Annotated in this window: 12 protein-coding genes and 2 tRNA genes; 9 read left to right on the top strand and 5 right to left on the bottom strand. The window is 70.3% G+C overall.

The window, feature by feature from the left end:
* Positions 1-115: 115 nt before the first annotated feature.
* A complete protein-coding gene (locus AC3EN4_RS19145) occupies positions 116-2,263 on the bottom strand; it encodes a M14 family zinc carboxypeptidase (protein WP_435207170.1) in 2,148 nt (715 codons plus the stop codon).
* 155 nt (positions 2,264-2,418) lie between these two features.
* Here AC3EN4_RS19145 and AC3EN4_RS19140 point away from each other — a divergent pair, with 155 nt between their 5' ends.
* Positions 2,419-3,540: a hypothetical protein gene (locus AC3EN4_RS19140; protein WP_435207169.1), complete on the top strand. Its 1,122-nt coding sequence runs from the start codon at positions 2,419-2,421 to the stop codon at positions 3,538-3,540.
* 52 nt (positions 3,541-3,592) lie between these two features.
* On the opposite strand, the gene AC3EN4_RS19135 is transcribed toward AC3EN4_RS19140, so the two are convergent.
* The gene (locus AC3EN4_RS19135) at positions 3,593-3,970 is read right to left on the bottom strand and encodes a winged helix-turn-helix transcriptional regulator (RefSeq protein WP_435207168.1); all 378 of its coding nucleotides are present in this window, start codon (positions 3,968-3,970) and stop codon (positions 3,593-3,595) included.
* 101 nt (positions 3,971-4,071) lie between these two features.
* Here AC3EN4_RS19135 and AC3EN4_RS19130 point away from each other — a divergent pair, with 101 nt between their 5' ends.
* Positions 4,072-4,695 (top strand): NAD(P)-dependent oxidoreductase, encoded by a 624-nt coding sequence (locus AC3EN4_RS19130; RefSeq protein ID WP_435207167.1) that lies wholly within the window; start codon positions 4,072-4,074, stop codon positions 4,693-4,695.
* Positions 4,696-4,739: 44 nt separating this feature from the next.
* On the opposite strand, the gene AC3EN4_RS19125 is transcribed toward AC3EN4_RS19130, so the two are convergent.
* Positions 4,740-4,813 (bottom strand) — tRNA-Gly (locus AC3EN4_RS19125).
* A 316-nt stretch (positions 4,814-5,129) separates the two neighbouring features.
* On the opposite strand from AC3EN4_RS19125, the gene AC3EN4_RS19120 reads away from it, so the two are divergent.
* The 5 genes from AC3EN4_RS19120 to clpX all read left to right on the top strand — a co-directional run bounded on the left by AC3EN4_RS19120 (position 5,130) and on the right by clpX (position 9,682).
* Positions 5,130-5,203 (top strand) — tRNA-Pro (locus AC3EN4_RS19120).
* Between the two features lie 117 nt (positions 5,204-5,320).
* The gene (tig, locus tag AC3EN4_RS19115; protein WP_435207166.1) at positions 5,321-6,667 is read left to right on the top strand and encodes a trigger factor; all 1,347 of its coding nucleotides are present in this window, start codon (positions 5,321-5,323) and stop codon (positions 6,665-6,667) included.
* Positions 6,668-6,860: 193 nt separating this feature from the next.
* Entirely contained in the window at positions 6,861-7,502 is a 642-nt protein-coding gene (locus tag AC3EN4_RS19110) for an ATP-dependent Clp protease proteolytic subunit (protein WP_088988027.1), read from the top strand.
* Between the two features lie 10 nt (positions 7,503-7,512).
* Positions 7,513-8,175, top strand: a complete 663-nt coding sequence (locus tag AC3EN4_RS19105; RefSeq protein ID WP_357133539.1) for an ATP-dependent Clp protease proteolytic subunit — start codon at positions 7,513-7,515, stop codon at positions 8,173-8,175.
* Between the two features lie 211 nt (positions 8,176-8,386).
* Positions 8,387-9,682: an ATP-dependent Clp protease ATP-binding subunit ClpX gene (gene clpX / locus AC3EN4_RS19100; protein WP_421472742.1), complete on the top strand. Its 1,296-nt coding sequence runs from the start codon at positions 8,387-8,389 to the stop codon at positions 9,680-9,682.
* 27 nt (positions 9,683-9,709) lie between these two features.
* On the opposite strand, the gene AC3EN4_RS19095 is transcribed toward clpX, so the two are convergent.
* A complete protein-coding gene (locus tag AC3EN4_RS19095) occupies positions 9,710-10,330 on the bottom strand; it encodes a helix-turn-helix domain-containing protein (RefSeq protein ID WP_435207165.1) in 621 nt (206 codons plus the stop codon).
* 41 nt (positions 10,331-10,371) lie between these two features.
* Between AC3EN4_RS19095 and AC3EN4_RS19090 the strand changes: the two genes are divergently transcribed.
* Both AC3EN4_RS19090 and AC3EN4_RS19085 read left to right on the top strand, forming a co-directional pair.
* A complete protein-coding gene (locus AC3EN4_RS19090) occupies positions 10,372-11,205 on the top strand; it encodes an EamA family transporter (RefSeq protein WP_435207164.1) in 834 nt (277 codons plus the stop codon).
* A gap of 39 nt (positions 11,206-11,244) precedes the next feature.
* Positions 11,245-12,042, top strand: coding sequence for a carbon-nitrogen hydrolase family protein (locus tag AC3EN4_RS19085; RefSeq protein WP_435207163.1), 798 nt, complete (start codon positions 11,245-11,247; stop codon positions 12,040-12,042).
* A gap of 3 nt (positions 12,043-12,045) precedes the next feature.
* On the opposite strand, the gene AC3EN4_RS19080 is transcribed toward AC3EN4_RS19085, so the two are convergent.
* Complete coding sequence (locus AC3EN4_RS19080; protein ID WP_435207162.1) at positions 12,046-12,270, bottom strand: hypothetical protein; 225 nt, start codon at positions 12,268-12,270, stop codon at positions 12,046-12,048.
* Between the last annotated feature and the right edge of the window lie 635 nt (positions 12,271-12,905).

Below are 12,905 nucleotides of genomic sequence, written 5' to 3'. Positions count from 1 at the left end.
CCGCCCGTGCACCCGGTCGTCTCCCCACCAGGCAAGGCCGCTGCTTACCCGTCCGGCCACGGTTCATCCGCGGCCGGCCGGTGCGTCCGTCGTTCGGGGTCCACGGCCGGGGAGGTCAGCCCCGGGAGGCCTCGGCGGCGGCGTGGTCGCGGGCCACCCGGACCAGTTCGACCAGGCCGCCCGCGTACTCCTGGGACTCGCCGTGCGCCTCGTCGAACGGCGGCTGGAAGCCGACGCCCTCCCACTCGCCGGTGGTCGGGTTCCAGCGGTCGTTGCCGACCTCGAAGTCCCAGGCAAAGATGCCCAGCTCGTAGTAGAGCTGGTCGGCCGAGTTGCCGGCGGCGGAGTAGAGCACGTCGGCGACCGGGCCGGTCTGCGACGGCCAGGTGACCGTGCCGCGTTCCTGCGCGATGGCGCTGACGATCCGCCGGGCGCTGTTCAGGAACAGCGTCGACTCGTCGATCGACGGCCGGGGCAGGGTGATCCGCCCGTCGGCCCGGTACGCGCCCGGCGGCCACATGAAGTACCCGCCGTAGGAGTGCACGTTCATCGCGAACCTGATGTTCGGGTGGGCCCTGGCCAGCGCGATCACGTTGCCGCTCTCGGCCTCGGACAGCTCCGCGGTGCCGGCGTAGTTGCCGGAGAGGCAGTTTCCGCTGGCCCCCACGTACCCGTCGAAGTACGACCCGACGGTGTAGTTGCGGTTCAGGTCGACGCCCCACGAGGTGCGGTACCTCGGGTCCCGGGCCGACCCGGTGCAGTGGTTGACCAGGTTCTTGCGTTGGAAGTTGTAGTCGTTGAACGAGTAGTTCGCCCCGTCCGGGTTGACCGTCGGGATGACGAACACGTCGACCTGTTCCAGCAGCTCACGGGTGGCCGGGTCGGTACGGGCGTTCGCCAGCATCCGTTCGGCGAACTCCAGCGTCACCAGCGGGGTGGCCCACTCCCGGGCGTGCTCCTGGGAGTACGCCAGCACGCCGATCCGGGAGCCGTCCCGGTGCACGCCGAGGCGTAGCGCCTGCACCGTCCACGGCTTCGCCGGCACCTCGGTGCCCTGGAGCCCGTCGTCGAGCCGGGCCGGTCCGGCGACCGGCATCGGCAGCCCGGTCGAGCCGTCCTCGACGGTGGCCCGGAACCGGTTCGCCTGCCGGCCGTTGATGGCCGCCGCGACGTCGTCGGTGGTGCTCACCGTCTTGCCTGCGGCGTCGGTGGCGAGGCTGACCGTGAGGACCCGGTCGCGGTAGCCGACGGACAGTGGCCGGTTGGGGCGACCCGGGTCGACCGTGCGCACCTGGACACCGTTCATGCCCTGGTCGCCGAAGCGGACCGACTCCACGACCACGGCGGCGACCGCCGGGTCGCCCAGGTACGCGACGGCGGTCCGGCGGTACCCCTGGGTCCTGTTCGGCAGGTCGATGACGTCCACCAGGTCCCGGTACTGGCGGGCGAGCCGCTTGATCCGCGCCTGGATGTCCACCGGCGTCAGGTACGCGTCGATGAAGTCCTTCTGGTAGCCGGCGGGCAGCGGCGGCGGGGTGGCGTTCGGCCACAGCGTCGGTGTGACGGCCCGACTGACCCCGCCGAGGCTGGAGGTCGCGGTCAACTGGACCGGCCGGCTCGGCACCGGCTGGGGGAGGTTGTAGTGGTACTGGTACTCACCCGAGTCCTCGAACCGGTAGAGCGGGAACGACCCGGTGGCGCCGTCCGCGGTCCGCCAGCTGACGGTGATCTCGACGTCCGGGTCGTCGGTGGCGGTGGTGGCCACCTGCGCCTGGAGGAACGTCTGCCCACCGGTGGTCCACCAGTACGCCTGCTGCACCGCGAGGGTGTCGACCCCGACGGCCGCTGCCGTCCGCTGGCCGGCGGCCGGGGCGCCCAGTCCGGCGGCGGTACGCGCCCGCGCCGCGCGGACGCTCTCGGCGAAGTGCCGGCTGCCGTCGCCGGCCCGCTGCACGACCTGCGTGGCGGTGGCGCCCTGGGCGGTGAGGTCGGCGAGCTGCGCGCCGGTCAGCACCAGGTCGGCGAGGATCCGCCCGTCCCGGGTCCGGGGTCGGTTGGCCAGGTCGGCGCCGGTGGCGACGAGCCGGTCGAGCTGGGCCTGGTCGCGTAACTGCACCCGGACCAGCGCGGTCTCGGTGGCGGTCAGGGTGATCGGTGTGCTGTCGGCGGCGGGTGCCGCCGTCGCGGGACCGGGATGGGACAGCGCCGCGCTGATCAGGATCGCTGTGGTGGCGGCAGCCGTCCACCGTCGTCGGACGATCATGTGCCCTCCTGTGACGGACGTCGATGCGTGTGGTCCTTACACCAGTGCACGGATCGACACATGTCAAGGGCGCTGATCGGTAAGGGCGGCGTAAGGTCATCCGGCGATTTCGACCGACATCATTCCCTCATGCGTAGCCAACGAGGGGACCGTCGATGAGTCGACTACGGAGAAGTCTGGCCTTCCTGATCGTGCTCACCAGCGCGGTGGTGACCGCGCCGGGGGTTGCGACGGCAGCGGTGGCGCTGCCCACGTACACCTTCGTGGACCTGGGCACGCTCGGTGTGCCGAGTACGGGGGAGCCGCGCACCAGCGACGGCTACGCCCTCAACAACGCCCGTACCGTGGTGGGCGTCTCCACGATCGACGGTGTCTACAACTTCCACGCGTTCGCCTGGACGAACGGGGTGATGACCGACCTGGGCGCCCGGTACGCCGGCACGTACGGCGCGAGTTCCGCGGCGGGTGTCAACGAGCGGGGCGTCGTCGTCGGGGCCACCCACGTCAACGCCACCGACCCTCCGCACGCCTTCCGGTACTCCGGCGGGGTGATGGCCGACCTCGGCACCGGCTACGGGGCGGGCAGCGGTAGCGCGGCGAACGACGTCAACGACGACGGCGTGGTGGTCGGCACCCGGTTCGAGCAGCAGGGGGCACCGACCCGGGCGGTCGTCTGGCGCGACGGCAAGGTCATCGACCTGGGCACGCTCGGCGGTCAGGCGGGCCCCTGGGGCACGGACAGCATCGCGTACGGCGTGAACTCCGCCGGGCACGTGGTGGGCGGCGCCGCCGTGCCCGGCGGTGGCCTGCACGCCTTCGTCTACCGGGGCGGGGCGCTCACGGACCTCGGCACCCTGGGCGGTGTCACGGAGTCGACGTACGCCCGGGACATCAACGACCGGGGTCACGTCGTCGGCATCTCGCAGAACACGAGCGGCCAGTTGCGCGCCACGCTCTGGCGCAACGGCACCATCCGCGACCTCGGCTCCCTCGGCGGCAACTACTCCGAGGCGCGGGCCGTGAACGAGACCGGCCAGGTGGTGGGCATCGCCCGGACCAGCGGCGACGGGTCCTACAACGAGCGGGCGTTCCTGTGGCAGGGCGGTCGGATGGTCGACCTGAACACCCGCGTGGCGAACCTCCCGTCGACGGTGACGCTCCGCTCCGCCGAGGACGTCAACGACGACGGCGTCATCGTCGGCTTCGCCTGCCCGACCGACTGCGCCCAGGGCGGTGACCGCGCGCGCCGGGCCTACTTGCTGGTGCCGACGAACTGACCCGGAACAGGGGAGACCGGCGTCCGTCCCGCCCGCACGGGACGGACGCCGGTCACCGTGCGTCCGTCCCGCTGTCGTACGCCTCACGGGCGTCAAGCAGCTCGTCCCAGTGCTGCGCCACCCAGGCGCACGCGACCGCGATCGGTTCGAGCATGCTGCGGCCCACCGGCGTCAGCTCGTACTCGACGTGCGCGGCAGCTCCGGCGTGGACGGTGCGGGTGACCAACCCGTCGCGTTCGAGCGAGCGCAGCGACTGCGTGAGGACCTTGGGGGTGACGCGACGCAGCGGCACCCGCAGCTCGGAGAACCGGCGCGGCCCGTGTTCCAGGCAGCGGATGATGAGCGCCGCCCACTTGTCACCGAACCGGATCGGATTGAGCGAGGAGGGGCACAGCTCGTCGAACATGTCGGCGGGCAGGGGTTGCCTCATGGTCCGACGGTAGCTGGTATCCCGGTGGTAACCAGGCCCGGCGATAGCGTCGTCGAACCGGCCGGGCGCACGGGCTCCGGCCCTGGGGAAAGGCGTTCGGCATGAACATCGTGGTTTTCGGCGCGGGCGGCCGGGCCGGGCGGCAGGCCGTCGCCGAGGCGCACCGACGCGGCCACCGGGTCACCGCCGTGGTGCGCGACCCGGCGGCCCACGCCGACCTGGTCGACGCGCACCTGATGCCCGGTGACGTCACGGACGCCGCGAGCGTCGCGCACGCGGCCGTCGGGCAGGACGCCGCGATCAGTGCCGCCGTCGACCTGTCCCGGCCACCGCACGACTTCTTTCCGACCTCGTCCCGCGCCCTGGCCGCCGGCCTCGCGGAGGCGGGCGTACGCCGCCTGCTGGTCGTCGGCCTCGCCTCGATCATGCCCGGCGCGTCCGGCGTCGCCCTGATGGACGAGCCCGGCTACCCCGACGAGTACCGCTCCTTCTACCTCGGCCACGCGGCGGGCCTCGACGAGCTCCGGGCCTGCGACCTCGACTGGGCATACGTGGCACCCGCCGGCGACTTCGAGCACGGCGGCACGCGTACCGGCCGCTACCGGTTCGCCGAGCACGGTGACCCGGCCAGCCGGATCAGCTACCCGGACTTCGCCATCGCGCTGCTCGACGAGGTGGAGACGCCCCGCCACCACCGCGCCGCCGTGAGCGTCCACGAGGCATGACGCCGGCCGTCCAGGACAGCTCGGACGTCGGGCCGGAGGTTCCTTGGAGCGGGCGACGGGAATCGAACCCGCACCGTCAGTTTGGAAGACTGAAGCTCTGCCATTGAGCTACGCCCGCGCTCGGCCCCGCCGGAACGGGGCGCGCGCGGACAGCGTACCCAATGCCGGTCGTGGGCGCGCGACCGCGCCGCCGCCCCCGCGGCGTCGTGTCGTCGCGACGTCGCGCGACGCCCCTCAAGATCCGCACAACAACACCGAAGTTGTGGCATCCCCGCGCCGGGAAGCCGCAGTTTCCCCGATGTTGTGCGGATCTTGGGGAGTGGAGGCGCGCGGATCTCGGGGGGGCACAAAGGGGCGAGATGGGTGATCTGTCCGGGTGGCGGACGCCCCGGCACTGCCTGAGGCGCGGCGACGGCATAGACTGCACGTCGCCACGGGGTGTGGCGCAGCTTGGTAGCGCACTCGCTTTGGGAGCGAGGGGCCGTGGGTTCAAATCCCGCCACCCCGACTGTCGTCCGCGTCCGGGTCGCCCCGGGCGCTGCGAGCCGGCCCTGCCGGCTCGCCTACACTCGATGGGCCAATCGAAGGCCCAGAATCAAACCCAGATCCGTCAAGGAGTACGCCTGTGAAGAGCACCGTCGAGACTCTGAGCCCGACGCGCGTGCGGCTCGCCATCGAGGTGCCGTTCGTCGAGCTCGAGCCGAGCCTCAAGAAGGCGTACCGGGAGATCGGTTCGCAGGTCCAGGTCCCGGGCTTCCGCCGGGGCAAGGTGCCGACCGCGGTGATCGACCAGCGGGTGGGCCGGGGCACCGTCCTCAACGAGGCGGTCCAGGAGGCCATCCCGGAGAACATCATGGCCGCGGTGCGCGAGCACGACCTGAAGACGCTGGGGCGTCCCGAGGTCGAGATCACCGAGTTCAACGACGGTGACTCGCTGAACTTCACCGCCGAGGTCGACGTCCGCCCGGAGATCACCATCCCGGACGCCTCGACCATCGAGGTGACCGTCGACGAGCTGCAGATCGACGACAGCGAGATCGACGAGCAGGTCAAGAACCTGCGGGAGCGGTTCGCCACCCTCAAGACGGTCGAGCGGGCCGCCGCCGAGGGCGACTACGTGCAGATCGACCTGAACGCCACCGTCGACGGCGAGGACGTGCCGGGCGGTCAGGCCAGCAACATCTCCCACGAGGTGGGCAGCAAGCAGCTCCTGCCGGGCCTGGACGAGGCCGTGGTCGGCCTCGCCGCCGGCGACAGCACCACCTTCACCACCCAGCTCGTGGGCGGCGACTTCGCCGGCCGCGACGCCGACGTGGCGGTGACCGTGCGCACGGTCAAGGAGAAGGAGCTGCCGGAGCTGAACGACGAGTTCGCGCAGATGGCCAGCGAGTTCGACACGATCGACGAGCTGCGCGGCGACCTGCGGGCCCGGGTCACCCAGGGCAAGCAGGTCGAGCAGATCTACGCCGCCCGCGACAAGGCGCTGGCGCAGCTGGTCGAGGCCGCCGAGGTGCCGGCGCCGGAGGGCGTGGTGCGCGAGGAGGTCGCCAGCCGTAAGCAGGCGATGGTCGACCAGCTCGAGCGGATCGGCGCCTCCCTGGAGGAATACCTCGCGGCCGAGGAGAAGACCGAGGAGCAGATCGACACCGAGCTGACCGAGGCGGCCACCGAGGGCGTCAAGGTGCAGCTCCTGCTCGACACGCTGGCCGACGCGGAGGACGTGCAGGTCTCCGACGACGAGTTCGGGCACGAGATCGTGCACCGGGCGCAGCGCGCCGGGATGGCCCCGCAGCAGTACTACGACCAGCTGGTGCGCTCCGGCGCCGCCGCCGCGGTCTTCGGTGACGTGCGGCGTGGCAAGGCGCTCGCGGCCGTCATGGAGCGCATCACGATCAAGGACTCGGCCGGTAACCCGGTCACCCTGGACGCGCTGCGCGCCGCCAACGAGGCCGAGCACAACCACGAGCACTGATCGTCGGGTGCGGCCGCCGTCCGCCGCTGCGCGGTGCACGGCGGCCAAACCCTTTCCGGGGTACGCCCGGAAGGCCCGCGCCGCGGGTGCCCGACACAGCTGCGCTGAGAGCGAACAGTGCCCCGACCGGGACTCTGCCGCCCCGCACAGCGGTTAGTGTCGGGAAAGACGGTACGGAGAGCGAAGGGCTGCCATGACCGACATGCACATCCCCAAGAAGTCGCTCCGGGCGATTGACGCGCGCGGTGGCGACTCCATTGGCAACCTCGACGACTCGGTCTACAACCGGTTGCTCAAGGAGCGCATCATCTTCCTGGGCAGTGAGGTGACCGACCAGGTCGCCAACCGCATCTGCGCGCAGCTGCTGCTGCTCGCCGCGGAGGACCCGGACCGCGACATCAACCTGTGGATCAACTCGCCGGGTGGTTCGGTCTACTCGGGCATGGCGATCTACGACACCATGCAGTTCATCGACAACGACGTGTCGACCGTGGCGATGGGCATGGCGGCCTCGATGGGTCAGCTGCTGCTCTGCGCGGGCACCAAGGGCAAGCGCTACGCCCTGCCGCACGCCCGGATCATGATGCACCAGCCGTCCGGTGGTCTGGGCGGCACGGCGTCCGACATCGCCATCCAGGCGGAGCAGATGCTCTACACGAAGCGGATGTTCCAGGAGCGGGTCGCGCACCACACCGGCCAAGACCAGTCGCAGATCGAGGCGGACTCGGACCGGGACCGTTGGTTCACCGCCCAGGAGGCCATGGACTACGGCTTCATCGACAAGGTGATCATCGGGGCCGCTCAGGTTCCGGATGGCGCCGGGACCCTGAGCTGAGGAGCTGACGATGACCGACCTGAGCCTGCCGCCCCAGTTCGCGGCCGTGCACAACCGCTACGTGCTGCCGTCGTTCGTCGAGCGTACGTCGTACGGGGTCAAGGAGTCGAACCCGTACAACAAGCTCTTCGAGGACCGGATCATCTTCCTCGGCGTCCAGGTGGACGACGCGTCGGCCAACGACGTGATGGCCCAGCTGCTGACGCTGGAGGGCACCGACCCGGACCGCGACATCATCATGTACATCAACTCGCCGGGTGGCTCGTTCACCGCGATGACGGCGATCTACGACACCATGCAGTACGTCCGCCCCGACATCCAGACGGTCTGCCTCGGGCAGGCGGCCAGCGCCGCGGCCGTGTTGCTGTCGGCGGGCACCCCGGGCAAGCGGATGGCGCTGCCGAACTCGCGGATCATCATCCACCAGCCGGCCACCGAGGGCGGCTACGGGCAGGGCTCGGACATCGAGATCCAGGCCCGGGAGATCCTGCGGATGCGGACGCAGCTGGAGGACATGCTGTCCCGCCACTGCAACCGTCCCATCGAGCAGGTCCGCAAGGACATCGACCGTGACAAGATCATGACGGCCGAGGAGTCCAAGGAGTACGGGCTGGTCGACACGATTCTGACCAGCCGGAAGAAGGGTCTGCTGGCGACCCACTCCGCCAGCTGAGCTGTACCGGGTCAGAGGTTGGCCGGGGCGTGTAGTTCCCGGCCGGCCTCTGACACACCCGTTTTGGGGGTCGGAGAATGCCCCGCCAGCGGGTAACGTCGGGTCCGTACCGCTTCGCCGGTCGGGTCGACGAAGTGAACCAAGCCGGGCGGCGCGCAGCGTCCGCAGGTCAGGGCCGGGTCTCCGGCCGACGAGTGCAGGGAGAACGTAGGTGGCACGGATCGGTGACGGCGGCGACCTACTGAAATGCTCCTTCTGCGGTAAGTCGCAGAAGCAGGTCAAGAAGCTCATCGCGGGCCCCGGGGTCTACATCTGCGACGAGTGCATCGATCTCTGTAACGAGATCATCGAAGAGGAGTTGGCCGAGTCCGGCGAGGTGAAGTGGGAAGAGCTTCCCAAGCCGATGGAGATCTGCCAGTTCCTCGACAACTACGTCGTGGGGCAGGACCAGGCCAAGAAGGCGCTCGCCGTCGCGGTCTACAACCACTACAAGCGCATCCAGGCCGAGGCGGCCGGCGCGCCGGGCTCCGGCAGTGACGCCGTCGAGCTGGCGAAGTCCAACATCCTGCTGCTCGGCCCGACCGGGTGCGGCAAGACCCACCTGGCACAGACCCTCGCCCGGATGCTGAACGTCCCGTTCGCGATCGCCGACGCCACGGCGCTGACCGAGGCGGGCTACGTCGGCGAGGACGTGGAGAACATCCTCCTCAAGCTGATCCAGGCCGCCGACTACGACATCAAGCGGGCCGAGACCGGCATCATCTACATCGACGAGGTCGACAAGATCGCCCGTAAGTCGGAGAACCCGTCGATCACCCGGGACGTCTCCGGCGAGGGTGTGCAGCAGGCCCTGCTCAAGATGCTCGAGGGCACGGTCGCCAACGTCCCGCCGCAGGGCGGTCGTAAGCACCCCCACCAGGAGTTCATCCAGATCGACACCACGAACGTGCTGTTCATCTGCGGTGGCGCGTTCGCCGGCCTCGACCAGATCATCGAGTCCCGCACCGGCCAGGGCGGCACCGGCTTCGGTGCCCGGCTGCGGTCGGTGTCCGAGCGGTCGACGGATGACATCTTCAGCCAGGTCATGCCGGAGGACATGCTCAAGTTCGGGCTAATCCCCGAGTTCGTCGGCCGGCTCCCCGTGATCACCAACGTGCGCAGCCTGGACCGCAGCGCCCTGGTGCGCATCCTCACCGAGCCGCGTAACGCCCTGGTCCGGCAGTACCAGCGCCTGTTCGAGCTGGACGGCGTCGAGCTGGAGTTCGACGAGGCGGCGCTGGAGGCCATCGCCGACCAGGCCATGCTGCGGGGCACCGGCGCCCGTGGCCTGCGGGCCATCATCGAGGAGGTCCTGCTCTCCGCGATGTACGAGGTGCCGAGCAACCCGGACGCCGCCCGGGTGCTGATCACCCGCGAGGTCGTCCTGGAGAACGTCAACCCGACGATCGTTCCGCGCGAGTTCACCGGCCGTCGGGCCCGGCGGGACCGCGAGGAGAAGTCGGCCTGAACCGCTCCACGTCACGCCGGCCGTTCGTCACTGACGCGGCCGGCGTGACCGTGTCCGGCGGTCCCACTCGCCCGACGGGGTGACCGTCACCATCATCAGCCGAACCGGTTCGTCGCCGTCGTTGCGGTAGCCGTGCTCCCGGTCGGCGTGGAACTCGATCGTCTCCCCGGCCCGCACCGTGTGATCCTGCCCGTCCACGTGGACGACCACCGCCCCGGCGAGGACGTGCAGGACCTCCCGGGTGCCCCGGGGATGGTCGGCCGAGCGGTGTCGCTCTCCGGGTTCCAGCCGCCAGTCCCACAACTCGACGAGGTCGGGCTCGCCGAGCCCGCTGAGCAGGTGTCCGGTGCCGCCGTGCTCGCCCTGCCAGAGCACGGGTGCGTCGGCCGTGGAGCTGATCCGTACGGTCTGCTCCTCGTCGGGCTCGAGCAGCCGGGCGATGTTGACGCCGAACGCGTCGGCGACCCGGCACAGTGTGCCGACGCTGGGGTTGGTGCGCGAGTTCTCGATCTGCACGAGCATCGCCTTGCTCACCCCGGACCGGCCGGCCAGCTCCTCGAAGGACCAGCCGCGGGCGGCGCGCAGTTCCCGTACCTGTCGGGCCACCGCGGCTGTCACGGCACTGACCCGGTCACCTGCCTCGGTCATCAAACTATCCTTCACGGTCACTATTGTGGTACGACAGTGCTATGTTCTCCATTCTCCTGGCAGCGGTGTCCGCAGTCGCGTTCGGCACCGCCGACTTCTCCGGCGGCAAGGCGTCCCGCCGCGCCGACCCGATCGCGGTGACGGTGGTCTCCCAGTTGCTGAGCGTCCCGCTGCTGGTCGCTCTGGTGCTTGTGGTGCCAGGGTCACCGACCGCCACCGACATCGCCTGGGGACTCTGCGCGGGGGTAGCGGGCGCCGGCGGCATCGTGCTGCTCTACCGGGCACTCTCCGGCGGGATGATGGCCGTGGTGGCACCGGTCACCGCGATCACCGCCGCCGTGGTGCCGATCGTCGCGGGCCTGTTCACCTCGACCTTCCCCGGCGCCCCGGCGCTCACCGGCGCCGGCCTCGCGGTGGTCGCGATCGCCCTGGTCAGCCTCGGCGAGGGCGGCGGTCGCCGGAGCGTCCCCGCCCGACTGGTCGGGCTCGCCCTCGCGGCCGGCGCGCTCTTCGGCGTCTTCTTCACCCTGCTCGGACAGGCCAGCGAGAACGCGGGCATGTGGCCGGTGGCGGCGGTCCGGGCCAGCTCGATCGCGTTCGGCCTGCTCCTCGCCGCCGGCACCGGGGTACGGCTGCGGCTCGGACGACGGGTGCTGGGCTGGGCGGCCGTCGCCGGCCTCCTCGACAGCGCCGCCAACGCGCTCTTCCTGGCCGCCGCCGCCCGTGGACACCTCAGCATCGTGGCGGCGATCGCGGCGCTCTACCCCGCCAGCACGGTACTGCTCGCGCTCGCCGTCGACCGCGAACGGCTCCGGCCGGTCCAATTCGCCGGCCTCGGGTTCGCCGCGGGCGCGCTGGTGCTGGCCAGCATCTGAGGCTGTCCACACCGGCCTGTCCGGTCGTACTCTGGGCTCATGCGCGTCGCCGTCTGCCAGCTCAACGCCCGGGACGACCGCAAGGCCAACCTGGCCGCCGCGGAGCTGCTGCTGGAACGCGCCGCCGCCGGCGGCGCGGACCTGGCCATCCTTCCCGAGTACGTCGACTACCTCGGCCCCGAGGCCGGACTGCCCGAGCCGGAGCCGGTCGACGGCGAGGTGGGCAGCTTCTTCGCGGGCGTCGCGCGGCGGCTGGGCATGTGGGTGTTGGCCGGGTCGTTCCACGAGGCCGGCCCCGACCCGGCTCACACCTGGAACACGTCCCTGGTCTTCGACCGCGCCGGCAGCCTGGCCGCCAGCTACCGCAAAATCCACCTGTACGACGTGGAGATCCCCGGCCGCGTCTCCTACCGGGAGTCGGAGACCGTCGCGCCCGGCAGTCAGCCCGTCGTGGTGGACGTGGAGGGTCTCCGGGTCGGGCTGTCGATCTGCTACGACCTGCGCTTCCCGGAGCTGTACCGGAGGCTCGCCACCGAGGGCGGCGCACAGCTCCTGGTGGTGCCGGCGGCGTTCATGATGCACACCGGGCGGGATCACTGGGAGGTTCTGCTGCGGGCGCGGGCCATCGAGAACCAGTGCTTCGTGGCGGCGGCCGGTCAGACCGGTGACCACGAGCCGGGCCGCACCTGCTTCGGGCGCAGCATGGTGGTCGACCCGTGGGGGACGATCCTGACCCAACTGCCCGACGGGCCGGGGGTGGCCGTGGCCGACCTCGATCTCGACCGGCTCGCCGTGATCCGGGCCGAGCTGCCGAGCCTCGCCAACCGCCGGCTCTGAGGCTCAGCCCTCCAGCAGAACGCCGATCGTCGCGAGGCCGGCGATGACGGCGGCGGTGACCAGCAGGGCGGTGGTCATCCGGGATCGGCCCCGGCGGGCCAGTCGGCCCACCGAGAAGACCAGGACCACCAGCACGACCGCGCCGATCACCAGTTGCCAGAACGGCAGCAGGACGCCGAGCAGTGCTTCCTCGGCGAACACCGCGGTTTCCAGCCCGGACTCATCCATGACTGACACTCTGGCACGTCGACGCGCGTCGCGTCGCCGACCACGGCGCACACCGCGCCGATCGGCTCGCCCCGAACCAGTGATGAACCCTGATTTGCCTTCTCCGGGCCGTCCGCGTAACTTTCTCTCTGCACGAGGGAGGCCGGACAAACCGGCCGAGAGCGGGCGCCAGGCTCGTGGCGGAGACGCCGAGCGAGACTGAGATCGGGCGGTGCGAAACACCTCGGAGACGGGGTTGCGGACGCGAAGCCGACCGGGTAGAGTTCTGAAGCCGGCAGGAGCCGGGCGGAGAGCCGCGAAGCGGCGATCGGCCGGTCTGCGGCTTCCCACGACAGTAACGACCGCCGGATACGGCGTGCGTCATCGTGGGTCCGGACGAACCAGATTGATCGCCTCGAATACGAGGTTGACAATGAAAGTTCGACCAAGTAGGTTTGAGCGGTTGCCCCGAAACGGGGTTCCACGGAATGTGGGGCTTCTGATCGGTGTGTGGTTGTTCTTTGAGAACTCAACAGGGTGCTTGTAAAGCCAGTGCCAATTATGATTGATACCCCGGACTGGCAGCCTGCTTTGGTGGGTTGTTGGTTGGGATTCCTTTGGCAACATTTTGTTGTCAGGGTTTGCTGTTCGACAAG

The organism is Micromonospora sp. bgisy143 (assembly GCF_057708145.1).
The sequence above is the reverse complement of the archived record's forward strand: the minus strand, read 5'-3'. Positions and strand labels throughout refer to the sequence as shown.

Excerpts from the sequence above, each read along its gene's own strand:
- AC3EN4_RS19145 (WP_435207170.1), bottom strand. The coding sequence starts at position 2,263 with ATGATCGTCCGACGACGGTGGACGGCTGCCGCCACCACAGCGATCCTG.
- AC3EN4_RS19140 (WP_435207169.1), top strand. The coding sequence starts at position 2,419 with ATGAGTCGACTACGGAGAAGTCTGGCCTTCCTGATCGTGCTCACCAGC.
- AC3EN4_RS19135 (WP_435207168.1), bottom strand. The coding sequence starts at position 3,970 with ATGAGGCAACCCCTGCCCGCCGACATGTTCGACGAGCTGTGCCCCTCC.
- AC3EN4_RS19130 (WP_435207167.1), top strand. The coding sequence starts at position 4,072 with ATGAACATCGTGGTTTTCGGCGCGGGCGGCCGGGCCGGGCGGCAGGCC.
- AC3EN4_RS19110 (WP_088988027.1), top strand. The coding sequence starts at position 6,861 with ATGACCGACATGCACATCCCCAAGAAGTCGCTCCGGGCGATTGACGCG.
- AC3EN4_RS19105 (WP_357133539.1), top strand. The coding sequence starts at position 7,513 with ATGACCGACCTGAGCCTGCCGCCCCAGTTCGCGGCCGTGCACAACCGC.
- AC3EN4_RS19095 (WP_435207165.1), bottom strand. The coding sequence starts at position 10,330 with ATGACCGAGGCAGGTGACCGGGTCAGTGCCGTGACAGCCGCGGTGGCC.
- AC3EN4_RS19090 (WP_435207164.1), top strand. The coding sequence starts at position 10,372 with ATGTTCTCCATTCTCCTGGCAGCGGTGTCCGCAGTCGCGTTCGGCACC.
- AC3EN4_RS19085 (WP_435207163.1), top strand. The coding sequence starts at position 11,245 with ATGCGCGTCGCCGTCTGCCAGCTCAACGCCCGGGACGACCGCAAGGCC.
- AC3EN4_RS19080 (WP_435207162.1), bottom strand. The coding sequence starts at position 12,270 with ATGGATGAGTCCGGGCTGGAAACCGCGGTGTTCGCCGAGGAAGCACTG.